23 protein-coding genes are annotated in these 26,609 nt (G+C 43.3%); 6 read left to right on the forward strand and 17 right to left on the reverse strand.

The features are described from left to right. Positions 1–585 precede the first annotated feature (585 nt). On the reverse strand, positions 586–1,248 hold the full coding sequence (locus tag NBH01_RS06925; protein ID WP_008759971.1) for a Crp/Fnr family transcriptional regulator: 663 nt from the start codon (positions 1,246–1,248) through the stop codon (positions 586–588). A gap of 135 nt (positions 1,249–1,383) precedes the next feature. Between NBH01_RS06925 and NBH01_RS06930 the strand changes: the two genes are divergently transcribed. Further along, positions 1,384–1,983: a MarC family protein gene (locus tag NBH01_RS06930; RefSeq protein WP_008759972.1), complete on the forward strand. Its 600-nt coding sequence runs from the start codon at positions 1,384–1,386 to the stop codon at positions 1,981–1,983. Between the two features lie 7 nt (positions 1,984–1,990). Here the strand turns inward: NBH01_RS06930 and NBH01_RS06935 are convergent, their stop codons facing one another. Continuing rightward, positions 1,991–2,656 carry a rhomboid family intramembrane serine protease gene (locus tag NBH01_RS06935; RefSeq protein ID WP_008759973.1) on the reverse strand — a complete coding sequence of 222 codons (666 nt, stop codon included), beginning with the start codon at positions 2,654–2,656 and terminating at the stop codon, positions 1,991–1,993. 215 nt (positions 2,657–2,871) lie between these two features. On the opposite strand from NBH01_RS06935, the gene NBH01_RS06940 reads away from it, so the two are divergent. Genes NBH01_RS06940 through NBH01_RS06950 form a run of 3 tightly spaced genes read left to right on the forward strand, consistent with a single transcriptional unit; the run spans position 2,872 to position 7,497 of the window. Continuing rightward, entirely contained in the window at positions 2,872–4,809 is a 1,938-nt protein-coding gene (locus tag NBH01_RS06940) for a glycogen debranching enzyme N-terminal domain-containing protein (protein WP_008759974.1), read from the forward strand. A 17-nt stretch (positions 4,810–4,826) separates the two neighbouring features. After that, positions 4,827–6,101, forward strand: coding sequence for a glycosyltransferase family 4 protein (locus tag NBH01_RS06945; RefSeq protein WP_008759975.1), 1,275 nt, complete (start codon positions 4,827–4,829; stop codon positions 6,099–6,101). A gap of 13 nt (positions 6,102–6,114) precedes the next feature. Then, entirely contained in the window at positions 6,115–7,497 is a 1,383-nt protein-coding gene (locus NBH01_RS06950; protein WP_008759976.1) for a glycoside hydrolase family 57 protein, read from the forward strand. Positions 7,498–7,642: 145 nt separating this feature from the next. On the opposite strand, the gene bamH is transcribed toward NBH01_RS06950, so the two are convergent. After that, positions 7,643–9,271, reverse strand: coding sequence for a BamH family beta-barrel-assembly machinery protein (gene bamH, locus NBH01_RS06955; protein ID WP_008764494.1), 1,629 nt, complete (start codon positions 9,269–9,271; stop codon positions 7,643–7,645). Between the two features lie 19 nt (positions 9,272–9,290). Then, positions 9,291–10,127 carry a glycogen/starch synthase gene (locus NBH01_RS06960; protein ID WP_008759978.1) on the reverse strand — a complete coding sequence of 279 codons (837 nt, stop codon included), beginning with the start codon at positions 10,125–10,127 and terminating at the stop codon, positions 9,291–9,293. A gap of 142 nt (positions 10,128–10,269) precedes the next feature. On the opposite strand from NBH01_RS06960, the gene panC reads away from it, so the two are divergent. Continuing rightward, on the forward strand, positions 10,270–11,118 hold the full coding sequence (gene panC / locus NBH01_RS06965; RefSeq protein WP_008764495.1) for a pantoate--beta-alanine ligase: 849 nt from the start codon (positions 10,270–10,272) through the stop codon (positions 11,116–11,118). Between the two features lie 21 nt (positions 11,119–11,139). Then, the gene (panD, locus tag NBH01_RS06970) at positions 11,140–11,493 is read left to right on the forward strand and encodes an aspartate 1-decarboxylase (protein ID WP_008759980.1); all 354 of its coding nucleotides are present in this window, start codon (positions 11,140–11,142) and stop codon (positions 11,491–11,493) included. 73 nt (positions 11,494–11,566) lie between these two features. Here the strand turns inward: panD and NBH01_RS06975 are convergent, their stop codons facing one another. The 13 genes from NBH01_RS06975 to NBH01_RS07035 form a co-directional block, all read right to left on the reverse strand. Continuing rightward, positions 11,567–13,858, reverse strand: a complete 2,292-nt coding sequence (locus tag NBH01_RS06975; RefSeq protein WP_008764496.1) for a bifunctional dihydroorotate dehydrogenase B NAD binding subunit/NADPH-dependent glutamate synthase — start codon at positions 13,856–13,858, stop codon at positions 11,567–11,569. A gap of 144 nt (positions 13,859–14,002) precedes the next feature. Then, complete coding sequence (gene gluP, locus NBH01_RS06980) at positions 14,003–15,214, reverse strand: glucose/galactose MFS transporter (protein ID WP_008764497.1); 1,212 nt, start codon at positions 15,212–15,214, stop codon at positions 14,003–14,005. 82 nt (positions 15,215–15,296) lie between these two features. After that, a complete protein-coding gene (gene serS / locus NBH01_RS06985) occupies positions 15,297–16,571 on the reverse strand; it encodes a serine--tRNA ligase (protein WP_008759982.1) in 1,275 nt (424 codons plus the stop codon). 149 nt (positions 16,572–16,720) lie between these two features. After that, a complete protein-coding gene (gene rpmA / locus NBH01_RS06990) occupies positions 16,721–16,990 on the reverse strand; it encodes a 50S ribosomal protein L27 (protein ID WP_008759983.1) in 270 nt (89 codons plus the stop codon). Between the two features lie 21 nt (positions 16,991–17,011). Further along, on the reverse strand, positions 17,012–17,329 hold the full coding sequence (rplU, locus tag NBH01_RS06995; RefSeq protein ID WP_008759984.1) for a 50S ribosomal protein L21: 318 nt from the start codon (positions 17,327–17,329) through the stop codon (positions 17,012–17,014). 159 nt (positions 17,330–17,488) lie between these two features. After that, positions 17,489–18,130, reverse strand: a complete 642-nt coding sequence (locus tag NBH01_RS07000) for an HAD-IA family hydrolase (protein ID WP_008759985.1) — start codon at positions 18,128–18,130, stop codon at positions 17,489–17,491. Next, positions 18,130–19,014, reverse strand: coding sequence for a TraB/GumN family protein (locus tag NBH01_RS07005; RefSeq protein ID WP_008759986.1), 885 nt, complete (start codon positions 19,012–19,014; stop codon positions 18,130–18,132). Before NBH01_RS07005 ends, NBH01_RS07000 begins: the two co-directional genes overlap by 1 nt. A gap of 26 nt (positions 19,015–19,040) precedes the next feature. Continuing rightward, positions 19,041–19,553 carry a C40 family peptidase gene (locus tag NBH01_RS07010; RefSeq protein WP_008759987.1) on the reverse strand — a complete coding sequence of 171 codons (513 nt, stop codon included), beginning with the start codon at positions 19,551–19,553 and terminating at the stop codon, positions 19,041–19,043. Positions 19,554–19,595: 42 nt separating this feature from the next. Then, entirely contained in the window at positions 19,596–20,300 is a 705-nt protein-coding gene (locus NBH01_RS07015; RefSeq protein WP_008759988.1) for an ABC transporter ATP-binding protein, read from the reverse strand. A 50-nt stretch (positions 20,301–20,350) separates the two neighbouring features. Next, positions 20,351–21,844: a DUF5687 family protein gene (locus tag NBH01_RS07020; RefSeq protein WP_225679732.1), complete on the reverse strand. Its 1,494-nt coding sequence runs from the start codon at positions 21,842–21,844 to the stop codon at positions 20,351–20,353. A 22-nt stretch (positions 21,845–21,866) separates the two neighbouring features. Continuing rightward, positions 21,867–24,707 carry a M16 family metallopeptidase gene (locus tag NBH01_RS07025; RefSeq protein ID WP_008759990.1) on the reverse strand — a complete coding sequence of 947 codons (2,841 nt, stop codon included), beginning with the start codon at positions 24,705–24,707 and terminating at the stop codon, positions 21,867–21,869. 82 nt (positions 24,708–24,789) lie between these two features. After that, positions 24,790–25,590 (reverse strand): 3-deoxy-8-phosphooctulonate synthase, encoded by an 801-nt coding sequence (gene kdsA / locus NBH01_RS07030; protein ID WP_008759991.1) that lies wholly within the window; start codon positions 25,588–25,590, stop codon positions 24,790–24,792. A gap of 83 nt (positions 25,591–25,673) precedes the next feature. Then, positions 25,674–26,600: a diacylglycerol/lipid kinase family protein gene (locus NBH01_RS07035; protein WP_008759992.1), complete on the reverse strand. Its 927-nt coding sequence runs from the start codon at positions 26,598–26,600 to the stop codon at positions 25,674–25,676. Positions 26,601–26,609 lie beyond the last annotated feature (9 nt).

Below are 26,609 nucleotides of genomic sequence, written 5' to 3' on the forward strand. Positions count from 1 at the left end.
TCTGTGCTGAAATAAAAGTAAAGAATGAGATCAAATTCTCCGATTTTGAAAGGCGGAGGGCTGTTGCTAAGAGTTTTCATAAATGTTAATTTAAGGTTGTAATCATATTGATTAATTGGGGCTAAGTCGTAATAGGACTTGGTATGTGTGTATATAAGTGTCTTATATATAATTGATTAATTGGTTGATGAATGCTTGGGATGACAATTTATGAACTATATAGTAGAATTGAGATTCTAAAAAAATGGTGTTTGTTGATAATTAAAATAAAAAAGATATTGTATTTTTCGATTTTATTAATAACTTTACACCGTCTTAGAATAGTACATGCACTTAATAACCTTTGAATAGCCTATGGAAACAGTAGAAAATATACTTTGGGGTATAAAAATACCAAGTCCTATTACGACTTCTTCAAAATTATTCAATTTGGCATAAGGTCTCTATTGCTCTCCAGGATGAAAAGTAATGCAATTAATTTAAATAATTAGGTCGATTTTTCCTTTGAAAATAATTAGAAGACTGTTCTTTTGACTTTTTTCTACCTTATATATATTAGATTGTTCTACCCAAACTGTCAATCTCTTAAAGTAGTTTTTGAGCATCCGGAATCAGGATCTCTTTTCTGTGCAACTCGATTAAACCATTATCCTGTAGTTCATTCAGTGTTTTAGAAATATTTAATCGAGTATCATCCAAACAACGCGCCAAATCGTCCATCTTTACTTTGAAAGTCTTTTCCCCTTGCGGTTTTTCGCAATGTGACAGAAAGAAACGGATAATTTTGCTTTTTAAATCCAGCGTGGGTTCATCCCATAAACGGGAATAGAGATTTTGCGCCCGGTTGCTGACGATATTCATATAGTTGAGGCGGAAAATATCATATCTGAACAGATCACTGAGTACGAATGCTTTGCTGATACAAACAGTATGCACTTCCGTATGTGCCACATAAGAAGAAGCATAGTTGGTATTCATACCGAATAAAGACTGAGGTTCTATCAGATAGGGAGCTTCGATTTGTTCGATGACCGTATAAATGTTTTCTTTTGCATTGGTGACAATAGAAATCTCACCTTTCAACAGAAAACAAAGCTGGGTACAGGGATTACCACTCTTTATGATGGTTTCCCCAGCTTTATGTTTGATAAAGTGCAGCTTGACTTTATCCAGAATACTAGTGAAATCTTCATGACAAAGCCCCTGAAATAAAGGTAATTGGAGCAAAGTATCGAACATTGTTTCCATACGTTGTAATCTCTTATTAATCGTACAAATTTACTCATAATACAACACTGCTATCCACATATCCCCTTTCTTTTTGTTTTTTTTATTGTTTGAATGCATAAAAATAGAGTATATTTGCAAAAAAAAGGAGGAATTATGTTCACGGGTTTTAATTGGCAGCAAATGATCAGTGCGTTTATCGTACTTTTTGCAGTAATAGATATTATCGGTTCTATACCTATTATTATTAACCTGAAGGAAAAGGGGAAAGATGTGAATGCAACAAAGGCTACTGTCATCTCCTTTGCCTTACTGATAGGCTTCTTCTACGCGGGTGATATGATGCTGAAACTTTTTCATGTAGATATCGAATCATTCGCCGTGGCGGGCGCATTCGTTATTTTCCTCATGTCTCTGGAAATGATTCTGGATATAGAAATCTTCAAAAATCAGGGGCCGATAAAGGAAGCGACACTCGTTCCGCTTGTCTTCCCGCTGCTGGCAGGGGCCGGAGCTTTTACTACGCTTCTTTCGCTTCGTGCCGAATATGCCAGTGTTAACATTATTATTGCCTTGATACTGAATATGCTATGGGTCTACTTTGTAGTAAGCATGACCGGACGTGTGGAACGTTTCCTCGGGAAAGGGGGGATCTATATCATCCGTAAGTTTTTCGGTATCATCCTGCTCGCTATCTCAGTAAGGTTGTTTACTGCTAATATCACCTTGCTGATTGAGGCATTGCATAAGTCGTAACCGGGATTTATGAGGTAATATCCGTAGAGTCGGTTGTATTGTTGATATCTTCTTCCGGAGATTCCTCTTCTTCTTCATCCGTTTCGTCCGCAAAAGGTTCTGGTCGTTGAGGCCCGTGATTCAAGAAACCGAATGCACAGAGTGTTCCCATGATTCCTCCGCTGAGATGTCCTTCCCATGACATGTTGGCGGGAGAGAAGTAGGGGAACATATGCCAGATGATTCCTCCATACAAAAAGGTGACAAGCAGTGAGATGGCAATCAGAGGAACATATTTCCGCAGGATACCACTGAAAAAAAGAAAGAAGGCAAGTCCGTAAATCAGTCCGCTGGCACCGATGTGCCATCCCGGTTTGCCGATAATGAAGGTCAGCAGTCCGGCTCCGATCCAGATGATCATAAAAATACGTCCGGCTATCCCCCTGTAGAAATAGAACAAGCACCATGATAAAAAAAATAGCGGCAACGTATTGGCCAGCAAATGGCTGAACCCGCTGTGTATCAGCGGATGAGTCAGAATACCCGTTATTCCTCGCTTTTCCAGAGGGTATATTCCCATGTGAGAGAAGTCCCAGTCCATGCCGACTTCAACGATCTTTAGCAGAAATAGGATAAAAATTAGGAACAACGGCACCGCTGTAGCCAGCATGATACGCTGAATATCTCGCTTCATTACTTTCTATTCTTTAGATATTTTACGCAATACTACGAATATTTGCACAAAAACTGAAAATAAAAAGCCTTTTTATTTTTGTTTTTATCTAGAATTTGTACATTTGGGCATTATACCTATATATACAATGCTCAGGCTGGTATATATACAGAACAGCAATAGATATATATAAGGAATATAGTGACCAATAATTAACCTTTAAATAATGCACAACTATGAGTTATTTACGATTTGACAAGACCCTCATGACGAATCTGGAAGAAAGTCTCCAAAGGGAGATTCTCCGGACGAACAAAGCAGGAGCTTATCATTGTACAACGATTGTTGATTGTAACACACGCAAATATCACGGACTGTTGGTAATTCCTGTTCCCAATATCGACGATGAAAATCATGTGCTGCTATCTTCTCTTGATGAAACGGTAATTCAACATGGTGCTGAGTTTAACTTGGGGTTGCATAAATATCAGGGAAACAACTTTAGTCCGAATGGACATAAGTATATCCGTGAATTCGATTGTGAGCATATCCCGGCGACAACTTACCGTGTTGGAGGAGTAGTGTTACGCAAAGAAAAAATCTTTGTACATCATGAAAACAGAATCCTGATTCGTTATACTTTGTTGGACGCACATTCGGCGACGACTTTGCGCTTCCGACCGTTCCTCGCTTTCCGGAGCGTGCGAGAGTACACTCACGAGAATGCGCAGGCAAGCCGCGATTATCAGCTTGTGGAAAATGGTATCAAGACTTGTATGTATCCCGGTTATCCGGAACTGTTCATGCAGTTGAACAAGGCTTGTGAGTTCCATTTCCAGCCCGACTGGTATCGTGGATTCGAATATCCGAAAGAACAAGAGCGAGGCTACGACTTCAATGAAGACCTCTATGTTCCGGGATATTTTGAAGTGGATATAAAGAAAGGAGAAAGCATCGTTTTCTCTGCGGGTACTTCCGAAGTTACTCCGCGCAGACTGAAGCAGACGTTCGAAGCCGAAGTGGCTGACCGTACGCCTCGCGATAGCTTCTATCACTGTCTGAAAAACTCAGCCCATCAGTTCCACAACCAGCAGGAAGGAGAACATTATATCCTTGCCGGTTACCCGTGGTTCAAGTGCCGTGCCCGCGATATGTTTATATCCTTGCCGGGACTGACACTTGCGCTGGACGAGGTGGATCAGTTTGAAGATGTGATGAAGACAGCGGAAAAAGCGATTCGAAGCTTCATCAATGATGAGCCGGCAGGATACAAGATTTACGAGATGGAGCATCCGGATGTACTGCTTTGGGCCGTATGGGCTTTGCAACAGTATGCCAAGGAGACCTCTCGCGAACAATGCCGTCAGAAATATGGCGAACTGCTGAAAGATATCATCGAATTTATCCGTCAGCGGAAACATGAGAACCTCTTCCTGCATGAAAACGGTCTGCTTTATGCCAATGGCACCGATAAGGCGATTACGTGGATGAACTCCACCGTAAACGGACATCCGGTGATTCCCCGTACGGGATATATCGTAGAATTTAATGCTTTGTGGTATAATGCGCTTCGTTTCGTTGCCGATCTGGTTCGTGAAGATGGAAACGTTCTTTTGGCCGATGCGCTTGACGCACAGGCGGAAGTGACGGGAAAATCATTTATCGAAGTGTTCCGCAACGAATATGGATATTTACTTGACTATGTAGACGGAAATATGATGGACTGGAGCGTACGCCCCAACATGATATTCGCCGTAGCATTCGATTATTCTCCGTTGGACCGGGCACAAAAGAAGCAAGTGCTCGACATCGCAACCAAAGAGTTGCTCACCCCCAAGGGACTCCGTACCTTGAGTCCGAAGAGCGGGGGCTATAACCCTAACTATGTTGGTCCTCAGATACAGCGTGACTACGCTTACCACCAAGGCACAGCCTGGCCTTGGCTGATGGGATTCTATATGGAAGCCTATCTGCGAATTTATAAGATGAGTGGCCTGTCGTTCATTGAACGCCAGCTTATTGGTCTCGAAGATGAACTGACAATTCATTGTATCAGTTCGTTGCCTGAACTTTTCGATGGTAATCCGCCTTTTAAAGGACGCGGAGCTGTATCGTTTGCCATGAATGTCGCCGAAGTACTGCGTATTCTAAAGCTACTGTCTAAGTATTATTAAAAAGAGGAGGAACGAAAATGAAAGTTTTAATGTTTGGATGGGAGTTCCCCCCGCATATCTTAGGAGGGTTAGGGACTGCCAGTTATGGTCTGACAAAAGGAATGTCTCAGCAGGATGATCTGGAGATTACATTCTGTATTCCCAAACCATGGGGAGACGAAGATCAGAGCTTTTTAAGAATTATCGGCATGAACAGCACGCCGGTAGTGTGGAAAAATGTCGGTTGGGACTATGTGAAAGGACGCGTAGGCAGTTATATGGATCCGCAATTGTTCTATGACTTGCGCGATCATATCTACGCTGACTTCAACTATCTCAATACGAATGATCTGGGATGTATCGAGTTCTCCGGACGCTATCCGGACAACCTGCACGAAGAGATCAATAACTACTCGATCGTTGCCGGGGTGGTAGCACGTCAGCAGGAGTTTGATATCATTCATTCTCATGACTGGCTGACTTATCCGGCAGGGATACATGCCAAGCAAGTATCTGGTAAGCCATTGGTGATCCATGTGCATGCTACTGATTTCGACCGTAGTCGCGGCAATGTCAATCCGACAGTGTATGCCATTGAGAAGAATGGTATGGACAATGCCGACCACATCATGTGTGTGAGCGAACTGACCCGTCAGACTGTGATCCATAAGTATTTCCAGGACCCGAAGAAGGTGTCTACTGTGCATAATGCCGTTTCTCCTTTGTCACAAGAGATACAGGATATTGTTCCTCAAAAGAATCCGAGCGAAAAGGTCGTTACTTTCCTGGGACGTATTACCATGCAGAAAGGACCGGAATACTTTGTAGAAGCTGCAGCAATGGTATTGCACCGTACGCGCAATGTCCGTTTCGTAATGGCCGGTAGTGGTGATATGATGGATCAAATGATTCGTCTGGTAGCCGAACGCGGTATTGCGGACCGTTTCCATTTCCCCGGTTTTATGAAAGGAAAGCAGGTGTACGAAGTGCTGAAAGCCAGTGACGTATACATTATGCCTTCTGTATCTGAGCCATTCGGTATCTCTCCGTTGGAGGCCATGCAATGCAGTGTACCTTCCATTATATCCAAGCAATCCGGCTGTGCCGAAATTTTGGATAAATGTATTAAAACTGACTACTGGGATATTCACGCTATGGCGGATGCCATTTATTCTATCTGTACTTACCCGGCTATGTACGAGTACCTGAAAGAAGAGGGTAAGAAAGAAGTGGATGAGATTAAATGGGAGAACGTGGGATATAAAGTTCGCGGTATCTATGATGAGGTTATTAAAAATTATGGTAAACAATAAAATGATATAGACTATGAGAACGATCTGTCTTTATTTCGAAATACATCAGATTATACACTTGAAACGCTACCGTTTTTTCGATATCGGCACCGATCATTATTACTATGATGACTATGCAAATGAAACCGGTATGAATGAGGTTGCCGAACGATCTTATATACCTGCTCTCAGCACGTTGATCGAGATGGTGAAAAACTCGGGAGGAGCTTTCAAAGTGGCGCTTTCTATTTCCGGTGTGGCATTGGAGCAACTTGAAATTCATGCTCCGGCGGTGATTGACTTGCTGCATCAGTTGAATGATACCGGTTGTTGTGAGTTCCTTTGCGAACCTTATTCACACGGCTTGTCATCTTTGGCTAACGAAGACTGCTTCCGTGAAGAAGTGCTTCGCCAGCGTGATAAAATGAAACAGATGTTTGGCAAAGAACCGAAGGTGTTCCGCAATTCCAGCTTGATTTATTCGGATGAAATAGGTGGACTGGTAGCTTCTATGGGCTTTAAGGGAATGCTGACGGAAGGTGCAAAACATGTATTGGGATGGAAGAGCCCGCACTATGTATATCACTGCAATCAGGCTCCAAGTCTCAAATTGCTGTTGAGAGACTTTAAACTTTCTGATGATATAGGATTGCGTTTCTCCAATTCGGAATGGCCGGAATATCCATTATTTGCTGATAAGTATATTAACTGGATTGATGCGTTGCCACAAGAAGAGCAAGTGATTAATATCTTTATGGAATTAAGTGCATTGGGTATGGCTCAGCCGCTTTCTTCCAATATCCTGGAATTCCTGAAAGCATTGCCCGAATGTGCTAAATCAAAGGGTATCACGTTCTCTACTCCAACAGAGATTGTATCTAAATTGAAATCTGTATCTCAACTGGATGTTCCTTATCCAATGTCATGGGTGGACGAAGAAAGAGATACAAGCAGTTGGCTGGGTAATATCCTGCAGCGTGAGGCTTTCAACAAGTTGTATAGCGTAGCAGAACGTGTTCACCTGTGTGACGACCGTCGTATCAAGCAGGACTGGGATTATCTGCAAGCCAGCAACAACTTCCGTTTCATGACTACCAAGAATACAGGTATCTGGCTGAATCGTGGCATCTATGACTCTCCTTACGATGCCTTCACTAACTACATGAATATCTTGGGCGACTTTATCAAACGAGTAGATTCACTGTATCCTGTTGATGTAGATAATGAAGAGCTTAACTCTCTGCTGACTACTATTAAGAATCAGGGTGAGGAGATAGCCGAACTGCAAAAGGAAGTAACCAAATGGCAGGCAAAAGCTGAAAAAGGAGCTGCAAAAGCTACCAAGAAAGTAGCTGCGAAAAAGGAACCGGTAGCTAAAGCTACTCGCAAGAAAGCTACTGCAAAGAAAGAAGAATAAGATAATAATAAATTAACTGGTTGTAACCGTGGGGAGATGGGAATCACCTCACGGTTGTTTTTTTATATATTGGAAGGTACAGGTACATATAAAAAAACAGCGCGAATTACCGAAGTAACCCGCGCTGTTTATTTTATATATCTTTTTAGTTTGACTTAGTTGTTAATCCGAAGTCTGTAGAAATAACTTCAAGTTTCAACTTGTAATCAGGATTTGTTTTGCCTAGACTTCCACCTTTCAGCCGTACATAACCTGGTTTTAAATCATGTTGTATTCTAATAATATTAGCTTGACCAGTTGTAGTATTTGAAGAGTCATAAGTCACAAGTACAGGTATAAGGACTACTTTGTTCCAATCAGGGTTTTCTTGTAACCATTTAGTTTCATCCCATGAACTACCAGCATTCTTTTTAGCCTCTTCCTTTTCTGCAATACAAGCATTTACCAATTTGGTGATGTTGCTGAATACATATTGGTTCGTGCTACTTGTGTGTGAAGTTAGATAAGAAGATACACCATCGCTCAGCTTATTGTCTTTAAAGAAGCTATCCTGGAATTTCTTACGTACAAGCATTACAGTAGATGGTATAGCCATACCAAACTTCTTATCACCTGTTTGATTGTAATTAGTGAATGTCAGTTTTACTGCATTTAAGGTATCGCCTGTCAATTCGTTTTGTATATCTGAAATGGGTAGTGTAGCTTCGGTGAAAATACCTGCCGGACTCTTTAAATAAGTGTTTTTATCTTCCTTAATTAATGCATCTATCCTTTCGGGATCATTCTTTAATTGATTGGCTTGGATTACTTCACGAGTTGTAGCAAACACACGATAAGAGTAATAAGTAGAGTCCTTACCACTTCCGTCTTTCTTCTGTAATTTTTTTCCGGTAATAGAATCTGTTGCATAGCATTTGTATACTACATTCATTTGTGGCTGATCTATATAGAGTACAGTTCCATCACCATAGTCGCTCTTAACGTAGATTCCTTGAAAAGCTTCTCTGAATAATTGGCTATTGAATTCCTTATCAGCATTTTTAGCTTTTCTTGCCGCAGTTAAAATATTTCCACCTACTCTTGTTGCTATATCCTCTTTGAAAGCAATATGCACACTTGGAACATATGTGCTTAGGTTACGAATAGAATCTTTTACTGAAAGATCTACGGCTGTATATGCTTTGGTTCCTAATATATTCTGACTATCGTAAAAATCCTCAGGGTTAATATCGGTATAGTAAGCATTATCAAGATTTAATGTCTCTTTCCCATTGCCTCCCAGTTCATATACACTTAATCTACAAGCTGTCAATGAGTCTCCAAAGTAGCTGTCATACCACAGGTAGAGTTCGACTGCACGTATGTTTCCTATGATTTGATTTCCGTCTTTTATAAAAGTAACATCTTTATTTTCTGGATCTTTATCATCGACAACCATTCTTCCTGTGGCTGAAATAACATTACCACTTGCATCTGTAACTTCTTTGTATGGTTCAGGAAAAGTTAGTCCATCCGGACAATTTAGCTGAGCCAAGAATCCAGCCTGATAAGTGCCAAATGTTTCATCAGTGAATTTGCCAATATAACCGATGTTAGTTTTCGCATAAATGTCACCTGTCTTAACAGATTCAGTAGTTACATCAAACGTGGATAACTTTCCTTTGATATTTTGGTCATTGCCCGGGAACATTCCTAATCCCAGTCCGCCTGTATTATCATCGCATCCGAAAAATGTGATTGCCAGTAAAGCTATCAAGGCATATTTTGCTTTCATGATTGTCGTATCTAGATTTTTATTCTTCTTCTTTATTTGTAGTGGTTTCCCATACCTGATCGTAGAATTCGTTGCAAGCGTTTGCGTAGTTTTCCGGATCCTGATAATCAAGTACCAGTTTGCCTGATTGGCGGGCGTACTCAATGATTGATTCGTCTACCTTTGCGCTGTTTTGTATGATTCCGTCAGAATAATCAACGGCAAGTTTACAAAGTGCCGCATAGTCTACCGGTTCCTTCAAACCAGCCAAATCCTTCTTGGTGATGCCTTTCAACATCAGTTTGGTTGCAAAGTCCTCACTGAGCGTATTCTTGAAATCATCTTCATATACCGAGAATACAACTTTGGCATCACGGAACGATGGTTCGTCCTTGTAGGCCTTCTTAATATAAAGAGGAGCCAATGCCGTCATCCATCCGTGACAGTGGATAACGTCGGGACACCAGCGAAGCTTCTTCACTGTTTCCAGCACACCGCGTGCATAAAAGATAGCACGACTGTCGTTGTCATCGTATTCCACACCATTTTCGTCCGCTGTCTGCAAGCGATTCTGGAAATAATCATCATTATCGATGAAATATACCTGCATACGTGCGGATTGAATAGAAGCAACTTTTATAATAAGGGGGTGATCAGTATCGTCGATGATCAGGTTCATACCGGAGAGGCGAATTACTTCATGCAGTTGATTTCTGCGTTCGTTAATGTTTCCCCATTTAGGCATAAATGTCCTGATTTCACGGCCTTTTTCTTGTATTGCCTGTGGAAGGTTTCTACCTATATTGGCCATTTCGGATTCTGAAACGTAAGGTGTAATCTCTTGAGTAATAAATAAAACTTTATTCGCCTTTGTCATAATAACAATAGTTCACTATAATATTCTGCAAAGATAGCAAAAAAAAGGAACTTTAAATACCATATTCTTTCTTTATGTGGCAAATATTAGTTTATTTTGCAGAGTTTTTGCAAACGACCAAAACATAAACCAATTAACAAAAATGAAAGTAATACACACTATCAAGGACTTACAGGCCGAATTGACGGCACTGAGAGCCCAGGGTAAGAAGGTAGGACTGGTACCCACAATGGGTGCTTTACATGCAGGACACGCATCACTGGTAAAGCGCAGCGTAAGTGAGAATGGTGTAACAGTAGTGAGTGTTTTTGTAAATCCCACTCAGTTTAACGATAAAAACGATTTAGCAAAGTATCCGCGTACATTGGATGCTGACTGCCGCTTGTTGGAAGATTGCGGGGCAGCATTTGCCTTTGCTCCTTCGGTAGAAGAGATGTATCCACAGCCGGATACGCGTGAATTCAGCTATGCTCCGTTGGATACGGTGATGGAAGGGGCTTTCCGTCCGGGACATTTCAACGGAGTTTGCCAGATTGTCAGCAAGTTGTTTGACGCGGTGCAACCGGATCGTGCTTATTTCGGAGAGAAAGATTTCCAGCAACTGGCGATTATTCGGGAGATGGTTCGTCAGATGGATTATAAACTGGAAATTGTAGGTTGTCCTATCGTTCGTGAAGAGGACGGATTGGCTCTGAGCAGTCGGAATAAACGTTTATCAGCACGAGAACGTGAAAATGCTTTAAATATTTCTCAGACATTATTTAAAAGTCGTACCTTTGCAGCATCTCATACAGTGAGTGAGACGCAGAAGATGGTAGAAGAAGCGATAGAGGATGCTCCGGGATTGCGTTTGGAGTATTTTGAAATCGTTGACGGAAACACGCTGCAAAAGGTAAGCAGTTGGGAGGATTCTCTGTATGTAGTAGGCTGTATCACAGTGTTCTGCGGAGAGGTCAGACTGATTGATAATATCAAGTATAAAGAAATCTAAATTAAAAAAAGACGAAACCTTATGATGATTGAAGTGTTGAAGTCGAAAATTCATTGTGCACGTGTCACAGAGGCAAATTTGAACTACATGGGTAGTATCACGATTGACGAAGACCTGCTGGATGCTGCCAACATGATTCCGGGAGAAAAAGTGTACATCGCTGATAACAACAATGGCGAACGCTTTGAAACCTACATAATCAAAGGTGAACGCGGTTCCGGTAAGATTTGTCTGAACGGTGCTGCCGCCCGCAAGGTGCAACCGGATGATATTGTGATTATCATGTCGTACGCATTGATGGATTTTGAGGAAGCGAAGTCGTTTAAACCGACCGTGATTTTCCCGGACCCTGCGACGAATAGCGTAGTGAAGTAAGAAGTATCTTGTGATAAGAAAGCCCCGTTTGCATTCAGCAGACGGGGCTTTCTGTTATAATAAGCTTGTCCTTTTACTTGCTTTGCAGTTGTTCATTCATGGCAGCGGCGGCTTTACGGCCATCTCCCATGGCAAGGATTACGGTAGCTCCTCCGCGCACAATGTCTCCGCCGGCATAGATCATCGGAATAGATGATTCCATGTTGTCATCTACGGCAATGGTTCCTTTGCGTCCTAATTCCAGTCCTTTAATGGAACTTGGAACAATCGGGTTCGGAGATACACCGACACTGACGATGGCCAGATCGATATCGATTGTTTCCGTAGCTCCCGGAATGGCTACAGGACTGCGACGTCCGGAAGCATCCGGCTCTCCTAATTCCATCTTCTGGAGAATGACCTGTTTCACGCAACCTTGTTCGTCGGCAATATATTCAATCGGATTGTGCAATGTCAGGAATTCGACTCCTTCTTCTTTGGCATGCTTCACTTCCTCGATACGTGCAGGCATTTCTTCTTCCGAACGGCGGTAGATGATCATAGCACGTTCAGCACCCAGGCGTTTGGCTGTACGGACAGAGTCCATAGCAGTATTACCACCACCGATGACAGCCACATTTTTGCCGAAAGCTACCGGAGTGTCAGAGTCTTCGCTCGCAGCATCCATTAGATTGACACGAGTGAGGTATTCGTTGGAAGACATGATATTGATCGAGTTTTCGCCCGGTATATTCATAAAGTTAGGCAAACCGGCACCGGAAGCGACAAATATTCCTTTAAAACCTTCTTCCTTCAAATCTTCCACACTGATTGTTTTTCCTACAATGCAGTCTTTGATGAAAGTAACGCCCATTTTAACGAGGTTGTCTATTTCTACATCTACAATCTTGTTTGGCAGACGGAATTCCGGAATACCATATTTTAATACACCGCCGATTTCGTGGAGTGCCTCGAATACTGTTACATCATAACCGTATTTTGCCATATCACCTGCGAATGATAATCCGGCAGGACCCGAACCGATCACCGCCACTTTGATGCCGTTCTTTTCGGCAATGACAGGTACTGAAATTTGTCCGCTTTCACGTTCGAAGTCAGCAGCGAAGCGTTCCAGATAACCGATAGCTACCGGTTTTTCATTCATCTTCAAGTGTATACATTTGGATTCGCATTGCTTTTCCTGTGGGCAGACACGACCGCATACTGCCGGAAGCGCACTTGTCTCTTTCAGTGTTTTGGCTGCTTCGAGGAATTCGCCACGCTCAATGTTCTTAATGAAGCGCGGAATGTCGATGCCTACCGGACACCCTTCCATACATCCAGGGTTAGCGCAGTCCAGACAACGCTTGGCTTCTGTAACTGCTTGCTCAGCGGTCAGACCCTGGTTTACTTCTTCCTTGCGGCTATGTGAACGGTATTCGGCATCGAGTTCGTTCATCTCGACACGTGGAATAGCTGTACGTTCTTTCGGTTTCATCGATTTGCGCAGTTCCTGTCTCCAGGCTGCGTTGCGGCTTTTCTCATCTATCTCTTTCGTTGCTTCACATTCGGGCTGGAGTTTGTTCATCTCTTCACGCTCAATTTTTTTGAACGCACCCATACGTTTCAGCATTTCATCAAAGTCCACCTGATGACCGTCGAATTCGGGACCGTCAACACAAACGAACTTCGTTTTTCCTCCTACCGTGATACGGCAAGCACCACACATGCCGGTTCCGTCTACCATGATGGTATTTAATGAAACGTCGGTAGGAATCTCATATTTCTTTGTCAGCAGACAAACGAACTTCATCATGATAGCAGGGCCGATGGCGAAGCATTTATCTACCTTTTCACGTTTGATGACTTCTTCCACGCCTTCGGTTACCAGACCTTTACGCCCGTAAGAGCCATCGTCCGTCATAATAATCACCTCATCGGAGCTTTCGCGCATTTCTTTTTCCAGAATGATAAGGTCTTTGTTACGTCCTGCCAATACAGTGATCACTCTGTTTCCGGCAGCTTTCAAAGCCTGTACGATAGGAAGCATCGGAGCAACACCTACACCACCACCAGCACAAACAACTGTTCCGAAATTCTCAATATGAGTAGCTTGTCCGAGCGGACCTACTACATCAGTGATATAATCACCTTCGTTCAATTCACAAAGACGGGTAGAGGAGAGCCCGACTTCCTGTATCACCAGAGTGATGGTGCCTTTCTTCAAATCAGAACCGGCAATCGTCAGAGGCATACGTTCTCCCTTGTCGCCTACACGTACAATGACGAAGTGGCCGGCTTTGCGGGATTTAGCAATTAAAGGAGCTTCAATTTCAAGTTTAAACACTTTCTCAGAAAAGCGTTCTTTGCTAATGATTTTGTTCATTATCTAATTAATTTGTTGGTATTATTACGTAACTGCTATCAGAATGTTATAAATTTCGGCAAAGATACGGCTTATTTACGAAATATAAAAAGAAAAGTCACTCTTTTGATGAGTGACTTTCCATATCCATGTGAATATCTTTATTTATTTCGTTCTGATTTTGTATCCGGCTACCCCATAATATAGAATAAACAGGAAGCAGGGAAGGCAAATCCAATATGCTTTCTGAATATCGGAAATGTCTTTTAGATAGCCAAATAAGGTCGGAATAACAGCACCGCCTGCCATTGCCATGATCAGAAGAGATGAACCGGATTTGGTAAACTTTCCTAAATCTGCCATAGCCAAAGGCCATAGGGCAGGCCACATTAAAGAACATCCCAATGCCATAAATGAGATGAAATAGATGGATATATCGGCAGGTGTAAGTACTACTAGTACGGAACCGATGATAGCCAGCACTGAACAAATCTTCAGTGCTGTAGCCTGGCTCATATATTTAGGGATGAAGATGATGCCGCAGATGTAACCGATCACAATGCCTATCGGAGCAATCCAGGCATACATTGCTGCATTTTCCAAATGAAGGCTGGTGGCATAATCTACTAATGTACCCAGTGATACGGTTTCTACACCTACATATAAGAAGAGAGCAAGACATCCTAATAATAAATGCGGGAATTGCCAGATGGAGGTTTTCTTTGCGGCGTACGGACAGGCTTCGGCTGCCTCTTCGCTGTCGTCTTCACCGACGGCTTTGACTTCCGGTAGGGGAGCCATGTATGCGATAATACCTAGTGCGATGAATGCGGCGATAATAACGTAGAATGGCAGAAACAGGTCAGCTACTGTAATATCGGTCACTTCTTTTCCGATTAGGAAAGCCAGGAATAAAGGAGGAATCGGCCATGCGAGTTTGTTGCATATACCCATAATGCTGATACGTTTGGCAGCACTGTCTATCGGTCCCAGAATCGTGATATACGGGTTTACAGCAGCTTGCAGATAAGCGTTGGCACTTCCGCTGATAAAGGAAGCCAATAAAAACAGAGGAAAACTTTCATAACTTGCCGATGGTATGAAAAGTCCGAAGGCTATGGCAAACATAAGGAATGAAAGGACCATTGTTCGTTTGTATCCGATTTTTTTGATTGTAAGGCCTGCCGGATAACCAAAAATAAGGAACGGGATGAAAGTGGCGGCAATGATCAGATATGATTCGGCCGAACTGATTTCCAGTGATCCCTTCAATACGGGGACTAATACTGAGTTGATACCAAGGGCGAAGCCCAGTGAAAAGAACATAACGCCAATGAATGCCAATGGCAATACGAAACTTTTTGTGTTTTTTGTCATGGGGGTAAATGTGTTAAAGGTTAATAAAGGAAACTCCTGTAAGGGGCAGAGATATCTCATCCTTACAGGAGTAGAAAGTTTCTTAGTCTATCATGTCGAAACCGCAGTATGGAACCAATGCTTTAGGAATTCTAATTCCTTCGGGGGTTTGATTGTTTTCCAATAAAGCGGCGACGATACGTGGTAGTGCCAGTGCTGATCCATTTAACGTATGGCAGAGTTCTGTTTTCTTTTCTGCACTACGGTAGCGGCATTTCAGCCGGTTGGCCTGGTAAGTGTCGAAGTTAGATACGGAACTTACTTCCAGCCAGCGTTTCTGTGCTTCGGAGTATACTTCGAAGTCGAAACAAAGCGCAGCAGTAAAGCTCATATCACCACCACAAAGGCGGAGTATACGGTATGGAAGTTCCAGTTTCTGCAACAGGCCTTCTACGTGGTCAAGCATTTGCTGGTGGGATTCTTTAGAATGTTCCGGCTTGTCGATACGCACTAATTCTACTTTGGAGAATTCGTGCAGACGGTTCAGCCCGCGTACGTCTTTACCGTAAGAACCGGCTTCGCGACGGAAACATTGTGTGTATGCGCAGTTCATAATCGGCAACTGTTTTTCTTCCAGGATAACATCACGGTAGATGTTAGTGACAGGTACTTCGGCTGTCGGGATCAGATAGAGATCATCTACTTCGCAATGATACATCTGTCCTTCTTTGTCGGGAAGCTGGCCTGTACCATAACCTGAAGCGGCATTGACTACTGTCGGCGGCATGATTTCAGTATATCCGGATTTGCGTGCTTCGTCCAGGAAGAAGTTGATCAGGGCACGTTGCAGTTGGGCACCTTTTCCTTTGTATACGGGGAAGCCTGCACCTGTAATCTTTACACCTAGGTCGAAATCGATTAAATCGTATTTTTTAGCCAGTTCCCAGTGAGGCAGTGCATCTTTGGGAAGTTCTGTTTCCATGCCTCCCATCTTTTCTACGACATTGTCTTCGGCACCTACGCCTTCGGGTACGCTGTCATAAGGAATGTTGGGGATCGTATAAAGTACATTCTGCATGTCTGTAGCAGCCTGTGTCATGGTAGCGTCCAGCGCTTTGTTGCTTTCTTTCAGTTCGGCAACACGTGCACGTGCAGCTTCGGCCTCTTCTTTCTTTCCTTCTTTCATCAGCTGACCGATCGTGCGGGAAAGTGAATTAACCTCTGCCAGGTTCTTATCTAATAGGTTTTGCGTAGTACGTCTCTTGTCGTTGAGAGCGATGACTTCATCAATCGTCTCTTTTGCATTCTTGAAATGCTTCTTTTCCAGTCCGCGGAGTACCGCTTCTGTATTTTCTGTAATTTGTTTAATGGTAAGCATATCTATACTTTTTATGAACTTTCTTTATTAAGGCTACAAAGATAAAGAAAAAACGAATAAGCGAGCAATGAAAATCTGCATAAAAAAAGAAAGGAGAAGCAATCCTTTGGATTACATCTCCTTTTCTTGAATATTTTCAGTTGTACAGGTTATGCTTCTGTTGCTTCAGCAGGGATGATAGAAACATATCTTCTGTCTTCTCTACCTACTTTAAATTTAACTGTACCATCTACTAAAGCGAAAAGAGTGTGGTCTTTACCCATTCCGATGTTTTCACCCGGATGGAATTCAGTACCTCTTTGACGAATGATAATATTACCTGCTTTGCAAGCTTCACCACCAAATATCTTAACGCCTAATCTTTTGCTATGTGATTCGCGGCCGTTCTTAGAACTACCGACACCTTTTTTATGTGCCATTTCTTCTTACTTTTTAAATGATTAAGCTACTACTTCTGTGATTGTTAACTCTGTGAACTGCTGACGGTGACCGTTCAGTTTTCTGTAACCTTTTCTTCTTTTCTTGTGGAATACAAGAACTTTGTCACCTTTAACCAAGTTTGAAATAACCTGGCAAACAACTTTAGCACCTTCTACAGTCGGAGCACCTACAGTTACGTTTCCGTCTTTGTCTACTAAAAGAACTTTTTCAAATTCTACAGTTGAACCGTTTTCTGCACCTTCAATGTGGTGAACGAACAGTTTCTGACCAGCTTCTGCTTTAAATTGCTGACCGTTAATTTCTACAATTGCGTACATCTTATATATAATGTATAAGTTAGCTCCGGCGGGTGGTCTTTAATCACTTAAAGAGCTCTTTATCGAACCCGTTGCGGAATAATCGGGCACAAAAGTACTTCTTTTATTTGTTTCAGACAAATATTTCCTTTATTTTTTTGCTGTTGTAACAGAAGATAATCAGATATATAGCAAACCGGATAAATTCTCCATAATAAACCGGTGCGGATATGCTCTGAGTTCGTCAGCGGTAGTCATTCCATTAAGGACACCTGCAAAATCTACTCCCGCATTTTGTGCTGTTTCGGCATCCACAGTACTGTCTCCGATGTATAAGGTTTCTTGCGGAGTCCTGCCCAAGTGTTCGAGAGCGAATTTTATTCCTTCCGGTGAAGGCTTGGCAGCTTGTACATCTTCTCCGCCTACCACTATGTCGAGAAAGTTTTCCGGCAGATACTCATCCAGAAAACTAAGTATACGGAAACGGTATTTAGTAGAGATAATGCCGATGCGGGCACCTCGCTCTTTTAGTTCTTTCAGAGTAGAGAGTGTATCAGGAAAAAGGCGGGTATTCACGTTCATGTGAACATCCGCTTCCAGTCTGTACTCTTGTCGAAAAGCGGTGAGCTGTTCCCAGTCGGTGACTCCGGTCAGTATGCTGAAAGATTCTTCCAATGTTTTACCAATGGTACGTTTGATCGCTTCGTCAGTGACATTCGTATATTGGTGACGATTAAGTACATTTCTGAAACAAGTAACGATACCCCGTGATGAATCGGCTAGTGTATAGTCGAAATCGAATAAATAAGTTTTATAATTCATTATTTTACTGCTTCTACTGTATATCCCTGTTTTTTCAGTAAGCTTAATAAGCCTTTATTACCCGGCAGGTGCAAAGCGCCGACTGCAACGAAGGTAGGAGCGGCTTTCATGATAGCCGGTAGTTTCTGTGCCCATGTTTTATTGCGGTCGTAAATTAGGGCATCTTCTTCTGTGGGAAGTGCATCACATTGATTTCCTTTACGCTCTTCGTTGATTTTCAACATGGTTTCCAAATCTTGTTTCATGTAGGCATCTGTCAGTCTTTTGAGGCTTTCCACCTCTTTGTCGATGTTATTGAGGGTACACATGAGCAGTTGGGCTTGGCGTTGCAGGGAAATTCCATTGTATAGCAGGTTAAACTGGAAATCCGGAGTTTCCAGTCCATCCACTTTTTTTCCTTTTTGTGTTGCCTGAGTCTGGAAATAAGTATCGAGCTGTTCTTGCGGATTATAGTTTCCGATGTGCTTGATGTACGCCACTACTGCTATGTTGTTCAGTAAGAAAGCCGGTTTGATTTTGGGTGCCATGTTGAGGTCCATCATCAGGTTCTCCTTGCAGAATTTATTAGCGGTTTCGTAATCTTCCGGTGAGAGGAGGGTAGTCAGAGTCGTATCGCTTTCTATCATCATCATTTTCTGCATCTTCTGGATGGTGGCCGGAGACTGGATATCCGACATTTTCAGTTCTCCATATACCTGTTGTGTTTCATCCATCGCTTTCTGTAGTCCGGTAATGCCGTCTTTGACACTCAACGGAGCGAGATGGTGAGTCCCCATAATGTATGAAGGGCTGCTAAGTCCGTTACCAGATACTTTCCATAAAAGCTGTGCGTTTGCGCTTAACGCTACGCAGATAAATATGACTGCTCCAATAAACGATTTCATGATTCTATATGTTTTTAAGTTGATAATCAGCGTATTCTTCCTCCGGATATCCAGTGTCTGGTGTAATAGTCTTCGCTCAGTCGACTGACAATCACTCCTTTGCTGGTACTGGCATGAATGAATTTCCCATTTTTGAGATAGATACCTACGTGAGCTACCTTTTTTCGGGAACGGCTACTGCTGAAGAATACCAGATCGCCTTCTCGCAAATTCCGTTTGGCGACTTTGGTACTTTCTTTTCTCAGGTCTTCGGTATTTCGCGGAACCTGAGTACGGTATACTTTCCGGTATATCTGGTAGGTGAGTCCCGAACAGTCGGTACCGCGTTTTGAATCGCCGCCTCCACGATAAGGAACACCAATCCATTCGGCCGATTCCAGATAGAGTTTGTGGTTATCTTCCATATTGATGTCCACGCCCAGCAGGATGGAGGCGCGTGCCAGTGCCTGGTAATCCAGACGGGGAGCAGACGTGCGGCAGGAACTAAGGATAAAGATCAGTCCTGTCAGTATGAAGATTAGTTTGAAGTTCACTCCCATCGGCTATCTTTCTTTTCGTATATCGTAAAATTATAAGTAACTTTATTCTTCTACATTGAAGTAGTCTTCCAGTTCTTTTTCAGCTGAATTATTCTCATTCATAATATCCCGGATGATGACGCCATTCTCCAGCAGGGCAATACGCGGACATACATCTATCGTATGATTCAGATTGTGGCTGGAAATGATTACAGTTGCATTATGCTCTTCGCTGTACTTTTTGAGCATATGTTTGATAATGGATTGCGAACTGGGATCGAGGAAGTTGAACGGTTCGTCGAGTATCAGCAACTGAGGATAATGAAGCATGGCGGAGATGATGCCGATTTTCTGTTTATTACCGGCTGAGTAGTTACGGATCAGTTTCTTTTGTCCGATCACTTCTCCGCTCATCAGACGTTCGAACGGCAGAAGGCGTTCGTCCACCTCTTCTTTTTTCAGTCCGTACATTTTCCCGATAAAATAGAAATACTCTTCCGGGGTAAGGTAGTCTATCAGAAATCCATCGTCAATGAAAGCACCTGTGAAGTTTTTCCAGTCTTCACTTTGACTGACGTCAATTTCGTTAATGACGACATTCCCATTATCCGCTTTCAGTAAGTCGAGCATCAACCGGAAAAGTGTTGTTTTACCGGCACCGTTGTTTCCTACCAATCCGAGCATATCGCCTTGATTGATTTCATAGTGATCTATGTTCACGGCTAACTTTTCGCCGAATTTCTTTTGAAGATTATTGATGCTTATCATTGTCTTGGTATTTTTATCGTAAATGATTAATCGGTTCAATCGTAAATCTCTTATTGGCGACTGTCTCTGAAGCCTTCCATATTCTCGTATCTCCGTTTCATGAAACGCTTATAGACGTTTCTGATCCAAAGCGGAGAAGTCAGTGTGAATCCAAGCCCGATGGCGAACAGGATAGAGTAGGCGGCCGTTTCACCCAGAAACGCATTCAACACAGAATACAGGATCAACGGGATACCGAAAGCTCCGAAGTTGACAACCATTTGTATGGCGCTGTTGGTCTGGCGGCTTGTCACTTTCTCGTTCAGTGCTACGGTCTGCTTATTGTAAACAGCCAGTTGGAAGAAACAAAAATAGATAAAACCGGTGGTATAGAAGAACCAGGCAAAGATACCCAGTAAGGGAACTTTATCCATTACAATGGCGGGAATCATCAGGACAAATGGGACGATCTCGCCGATAGTATAGATATAATATTTTGCTTTCAGCAGACTCATGATGGATTCTTTGCGGGACATTAGTCCATCGATGTAATTGCCTTCGAAGGACATGAGTTGCGAAAGGATGATCATGCCGAATACGGCAAAGTTGTAAACACAGATAAAGGTAGTCATGGTGCTCGTGTCATAAAGGCTTGAAAAGCTAAGTATGCAGGAGAAGGCGATGACTACAAGGAGAACATTGCGCAATGCACCTTTGCAACGCCGGTTGCGCAAAAGCATTTTTAATTCCAACCGCATATATTCACCAACTTCTCCGTATCGCTCGAAGAATTTGTATTCTGAAACATGCTTGATGCGGGTATCATCTACTTTTGCCAATTCGGCGTAGATGAGGCCGGACATGATTTTGCGGTTAATCAGCCATAAGATGGCTATGACAAGAATGGTACCGAGGAAACAGAGAATATTCCCGTTGATATATCCGTCGCCCAGGTCCATAAAGAAGTAGAACAGGGGACTGTCTTCGGGAATAAAGGCAAGGCAGCCCAGTCCACCGTAGAAAGCGATGGGAAGCAGCACCCACCAAATACGTTCATTGATTAGTGTGCGACATAACAAGTACCAGTAATTGTTGGCAACGATCAAAAGCCAGATGCCTATGAGATAGGTGAGTACACCTGAGATACCGAAATATTTGGTAATGGTAATGAAGGAAAAGGGGACGAACATAAACAACCAGAACAGGTTGAACAGACTAAGTCCCGAACGGATAAGCAGGAAATCGATGATCCGATTTCGTTTAACCGGCAACAGGAGGTAAGGTTTTACCTCCTGCGTCGGTGTCTTTTGGAACGGAATACGCAAGAGGAAGTCAAGTGCCAGAATAAATATCAGGGCAACGGCATTCATTACATGATATGGTTCCCGGTTGGGAACCATATCTGCAAAACCGAATGCAAACGTCGTACCGAAGAATATCAGGTATCCTGCCCAAAAAGCAACCCCGATATATCCGAATATTTTGGCAACTTTGTTCTTTTCATACATCGGATGCCGTTTGGAGGCGAGCCGTCCATGTTTGCGTAATTCGTTAAATATCATCATACTGTTGGTATGCTATAAAAGTTTATTTAGCTTCTTCTTCAGGTACGGTCATGATGACTTGGATTTCGTTGTTCTGTTTCATCAGCTTGGCAAGGAATTCCTGTACATCTTTTGCTGTGATGCTGTTGACCAACGTTTCATAGTCTTTTGTATAATCGATACCTGTGTAGAAATACTCATCCAGATTGCCCAGCCAGTAGCCGTTTTCCTTTTGGGCGTCTTTGTATTTTTTCAGCATATACTCTTTGATCTTCTGCATGTGTTCGGCAGACGGACCTTCTTTGGCCATTTTTTCCAACTGTTCGATGACGATGCCCGATAGTTTGTCTTTCTTGGCCGGATCGGTCTGGAATACAATCTGAAGCACGAGTTGTTCTTTCGGATATTTGGTGAGGCTTCCGCTGCAGCTTACGCCATAAGTACCGCCTTCTTTCTCACGGATTTCTGCGGTGTAAACCATATCCAATGCCTGATCGAGGATGCTGAGAGTAAGGTTGTTGCGTAAATCATATTTGCAAGTACCGTTGAACAGGAACATGATGGTTGCCATCGGTGTTTCTTGTTTCTTGGCAAACTCGTTCTTGTATTGACCTTTGCGGATTTCCATCTTCGTATCTTTGAAAGTCTCTTTGCGATTGATAGATGGCAGACCACCCAGATATTTGGCGATCATCGGTTTCATTTTCTCAACATCAATGTTTCCTACAAAGTAGAATGTAAAGTCGCTCGCATCTTTGAAACGGTCTTTGTACATTTCCATTACACGGTCATAGTCGATCTTGTCCACCATGTTTTCTTTCATGCTGAAAGAACGTGGGTGATTGCCGTACAATGCATAAGAGACTGTATCACTGAATGCGGTCATCGGATTAGCGTCAGCATTCTGCAATTCGGCTTTCATGCGGTTCTTGTATGATTCGAATGCTTCGTTGTCCTTGCGGGGAGCAGTGAAAGTCAGATAAGTCAGCTGCATCATTGTTTCAAAGTCCTTCGGAGAACAACTACCGGAAACCGTTTCTGTTGTTGCGCTCACACCGGCTCCTACAGAAGCACGTTTGCCTGCAAGTGCTTTACTCAAATCTACTTTGCTGAAGTTACCGATACCACCAACCATTGCTACGCTGTTGATTTGAGAGATATTCAGAATCTCTTTGTCGGGGAACTGGCTGCTACCACCAAGACTGGTACCTTTCATCAGAATCTGGTCAGCTTTGTAGTCGGTTGTTTTGATATATACTTTCACACCGTTGGACAGAACAAGTTTTGTTGTTCCGTAAATATCTCCGGCTTTTTCAGAAACGATCTTTCCGCCTTTCGGCTCTTCTTTCAGCAATGGTTCGTTAGAAACTTTGTCTTCGTAAGGCTTCAGATCGAAAGATTTCATTTGTTTCAGCAAAGCAGCGATTTCTTCTTTCGTCGGGTATTTTACACCTTCCTTCTCCGGACCTGCCAACAGTACTACCTGATTGTTGTCAGTGATCAGCTGTTGCATCACTTGATTGATAGCCGCTACCGGAATGTTTGGAGCCAGCTGATTCATCATAGCATATTCGTATTCAATGCCCGGCATCGGTTCATTGTCAAGGAAGTTACTGATGTATTCGTTGACATAAGTGTCGTTTTTCATCTTTTCGCGTTCATTGTAAGCAGATTCTACGCGTTGCAGATAGTTGGCACGGGCACGGTCATATTCAGTTTCGGTGAATCCGAAGCGGCGTGCGCGTTCAGTTTCTTCGAGAATCGTTTTCATGGCCAGTTCGATACCATCGATTTTGCTGCTGGCGTCTACTCCGAAAGCATTTTTGGTCTTGGCTACGAAGAAGTCGCCATAACCTGCACTTGCACCTGTAAAAGGAGGATTCGCTTGCTGACGGATTTCTGCCAAACGGCTGTTCAGCATTGTAACTCCCATGCTAATCATGTATTGAATGCCGTAATAGTTGATTGTATTCTTCAGTGAATCCGGGAAGGCTTCGCTCTTGAAGAAGAAGCTGATGGAAGGAGTTTCGATTTCCTTGTCCGTACCGATAAAGATTTGCGGTTCCTGATTGTCTGCTACCGGATAGTAGATACGTTCAGCCGGATTCACCGGAGCTTTCACGTCTGCAAATACCTTTTTCAGCTTTGCTTCCATTTCATCTACATTGATGTCGCCGACAATCATGATACCTTGCAGGTCCGGACGGTACCATTTCGCATAGTAGTCACGGATGTCCTGATAAGGGAAATTGTTGATTACATCGAGGCTTCCGATTGGCATACAGTCTGCATATTTGGAATCCGGATACATGACAGGCAGGGCATTGGTCATGATGCGCTGCATACCACTGTTACGGCTTCTCCATTCTTCACGGATCACACCACGTTCTTTGTCGATTTCCTTGTCGGCAAGGTTGATGGCGCTTGACCAGTCGTGCAGGATCAGCAGACAAGAGTCTACTACACTGACGTTGTCGGTAGGTACATTGCTGATTCGGTATACTGTTTTGTCGATACTGGTGTATGCATTCAGGTTTGTTCCGAACTTGATACCTTTAGTCTCACACCAAGGCACGATGCCCAGTCCGGTTTCATCACCCGGGAAGTTTTTTGTTCCGTTGAAAGCCATGTGTTCAAGGAAGTGAGCCAAACCGCGCTGTTGCGGCTCTTCAAGGATGGAACCCACTTTCTGTGCAATGTGAAATTCGACGCGTTTTTCTGGGAGTGCGTTGTGTCGGATGTAATAAGTAAGCCCGTTGTCAAGTTTACCTATGCGGACATTTTTGTCCACGGGCAGTGTTTGCATAGGTTGTGCAAGCACGAGTTGGAAGTTGCAGCATATAAAGAGAACTGCAATAAAAAATCCACGTAATAAATGTTTCATGTTCTATTTAGTTTATAAAAAAGTTGTTTGAAATATCTGTCGTATTCTTTTGTGTATAATCACAAACGGGCAGAAAAAAGAGTTATTTGATAGCTTCCCGTATTCTGACTAATTTCGTTAATAGTCCTTCCAGAAGGTCCAGCTTCAACATGTTTGCTCCGTCGCTCTTGGCTACGGCGGGGTTTTCGTGTGTTTCGATAAAGATACCGTCGGCTCCTACGGCGATGCCGGCTTTGGCTACGGTTTCGATCAGTTGGGGCATACCACCGGTCACTCCGCTGGTCTGGTTGGGTTGCTGCAATGAATGGGTGACATCCAGTATGACCGGATAACCGAACGTTTGCATTTCCGGAATCCCCCGGTAGTCTACTACAAGGTCCTGATAACCGAAGGTTGTTCCGCGTTCGGTCAGCATCACGTTCTTGTTGCCTGCTTCCACCACTTTGTCAGCGGCAAACTGCATGGCGAGCGGAGAGAGGAACTGTCCTTTCTTGATGTTAATCGTCTTACCCGTTTTAGCAGCAGCAACCAGTAAATCCGTCTGACGGCAAAGGAAAGCCGGAATCTGGAGAATGTCTACGTATTCGGCAGCCATCTCAGCCTCGTCGGCCGAATGGATATCCGTCACTGTGGGCACTCCGAAAGTATCATGTACCTTTTTCAGCACTTTGAGTGCCTTCTCGTCACCGATACCTGTGAATGAATCAAGACGCGAACGGTTTGCCTTGCGGTAAGAACCTTTGAATACATAAGGAATCTGTAATTTTTCAGTGACTCCGACCACACGCTCAGCGATGCGCATTGCCATCTCTTCACCTTCTATTACACATGGACCGGCCAGCAGAAAGAAGTTACCGGCAGGATTGTTCTTAAGTTCGATCATTTTATTAATTACAAGTTACTAATTACTTATTTATAGTTTCATGAGTGAAGGGCTGTTTTTCGCCAGAAGCCCGGTTCTGTTGGCTAATTCGGAATAATCAGGGTCGTCTTTTCTGATAATACGCCTATTTCCAGTGGGAAATGTCTTGCCAGCAGGCGACCGTCCAGATCGACGGAAGCATTTTGTGCGCGGAGCACTTTTACTTTTCTTGTCCGATAGCTTTTCACCATCTTATGGTTCAGGATTCTTCCCTGAATCAGCATCCACAATCCCGAAATGATTTGCAGGAATTCCGGACGGTAGATGACGGATACATCCAGCCAGCCGTTGTAGGGTACGGCACTCGGAGTCTGTCCCCAGCCCCAGGCGCTTCCTACACATACGGTCATGATGCGCCCGCGGATGTGCTCGTCATTGATACGAAGGTGCATCCGGTATAGTTTGCGTTCGAATATCAGCGAGAAGAGGGCGGCAACGTACGACAGGAATTTCACCCCCCAGAAACGTTTGGTCTGGTCGGTGATTTTCACAATCCTTGCGCCTAGCCCGATGTTGACTGCATTGAGGAAATAACGGCGTTGGTGTTCCTTGCCGTCGTAGAAGTTGCAGAAGCCTACGTCTATTTTCTTGAGACGGTGGTTGATGATACAGTCTACGGCAGGTTTGTATTCGGTACTGAGTCCCCAGTATTTGGCAAAGTCATTTCCTATACCGTTCGGAATCATGCCAAGGGCGATGTTCTCCTTGTCTTCGGCATCAGAGAGCATGATACCGTTGATGGCATCGTTCAGCGCACCGTCGCCACCTACGATGACAATGGTACGATAGCCGTTGTTCGCCAGAATTTTGGCAAGACGTTCTACAGAACCGAAACCTTCGGATTGTACATAGTCATAGTTGACACCTTTGCTGTCCATGTACTCCTTGATTTCTTTCCATCGTTTCTGTACCTTTCGGGTACCTGCTTTGGGGTTGTAGATCACTCCCCATTTTCCAGGTTCTACACTCATAACCGTATT

Source organism: Bacteroides sp. B1-V-101 (assembly GCF_023656585.1).
Classification (GTDB): Bacteria; Bacteroidota; Bacteroidia; order Bacteroidales; family Bacteroidaceae; genus Bacteroides; species Bacteroides thetaiotaomicron.

Coding starts and splice junctions, on each gene's coding strand:
- NBH01_RS07035 (WP_008759992.1), bottom strand. CDS start 26,600: ATGAGTGTAGAACCTGGAAAATGGGGAGTGATCTACAACCCCAAAGCA.
- NBH01_RS06960 (WP_008759978.1), bottom strand. CDS start 10,127: ATGACAAAGGCGAATAAAGTTTTATTTATTACTCAAGAGATTACACCT.
- NBH01_RS07015 (WP_008759988.1), bottom strand. CDS start 20,300: ATGATAAGCATCAATAATCTTCAAAAGAAATTCGGCGAAAAGTTAGCC.
- NBH01_RS07005 (WP_008759986.1), bottom strand. CDS start 19,014: ATGAAATCGTTTATTGGAGCAGTCATATTTATCTGCGTAGCGTTAAGC.
- panD (WP_008759980.1), top strand. CDS start 11,140: ATGATGATTGAAGTGTTGAAGTCGAAAATTCATTGTGCACGTGTCACA.
- panC (WP_008764495.1), top strand. CDS start 10,270: ATGAAAGTAATACACACTATCAAGGACTTACAGGCCGAATTGACGGCA.
- NBH01_RS07010 (WP_008759987.1), bottom strand. CDS start 19,553: ATGGGAGTGAACTTCAAACTAATCTTCATACTGACAGGACTGATCTTT.
- NBH01_RS06945 (WP_008759975.1), top strand. CDS start 4,827: ATGAAAGTTTTAATGTTTGGATGGGAGTTCCCCCCGCATATCTTAGGA.
- NBH01_RS06940 (WP_008759974.1), top strand. CDS start 2,872: ATGAGTTATTTACGATTTGACAAGACCCTCATGACGAATCTGGAAGAA.
- kdsA (WP_008759991.1), bottom strand. CDS start 25,590: ATGATCGAACTTAAGAACAATCCTGCCGGTAACTTCTTTCTGCTGGCC.
- rpmA (WP_008759983.1), bottom strand. CDS start 16,990: ATGGCACATAAAAAAGGTGTCGGTAGTTCTAAGAACGGCCGCGAATCA.
- NBH01_RS06925 (WP_008759971.1), bottom strand. CDS start 1,248: ATGGAAACAATGTTCGATACTTTGCTCCAATTACCTTTATTTCAGGGG.
- rplU (WP_008759984.1), bottom strand. CDS start 17,329: ATGTACGCAATTGTAGAAATTAACGGTCAGCAATTTAAAGCAGAAGCT.
- bamH (WP_008764494.1), bottom strand. CDS start 9,271: ATGAAAGCAAAATATGCCTTGATAGCTTTACTGGCAATCACATTTTTC.
- NBH01_RS06935 (WP_008759973.1), bottom strand. CDS start 2,656: ATGAAGCGAGATATTCAGCGTATCATGCTGGCTACAGCGGTGCCGTTG.
- NBH01_RS07000 (WP_008759985.1), bottom strand. CDS start 18,130: ATGAATTATAAAACTTATTTATTCGATTTCGACTATACACTAGCCGAT.
- NBH01_RS06950 (WP_008759976.1), top strand. CDS start 6,115: ATGAGAACGATCTGTCTTTATTTCGAAATACATCAGATTATACACTTG.
- NBH01_RS07020 (WP_225679732.1), bottom strand. CDS start 21,844: ATGATGATATTTAACGAATTACGCAAACATGGACGGCTCGCCTCCAAA.
- gluP (WP_008764497.1), bottom strand. CDS start 15,214: ATGACAAAAAACACAAAAAGTTTCGTATTGCCATTGGCATTCATTGGC.
- NBH01_RS06930 (WP_008759972.1), top strand. CDS start 1,384: ATGTTCACGGGTTTTAATTGGCAGCAAATGATCAGTGCGTTTATCGTA.
- serS (WP_008759982.1), bottom strand. CDS start 16,571: ATGCTTACCATTAAACAAATTACAGAAAATACAGAAGCGGTACTCCGC.
- NBH01_RS06975 (WP_008764496.1), bottom strand. CDS start 13,858: ATGAACAAAATCATTAGCAAAGAACGCTTTTCTGAGAAAGTGTTTAAA.
- NBH01_RS07025 (WP_008759990.1), bottom strand. CDS start 24,707: ATGAAACATTTATTACGTGGATTTTTTATTGCAGTTCTCTTTATATGC.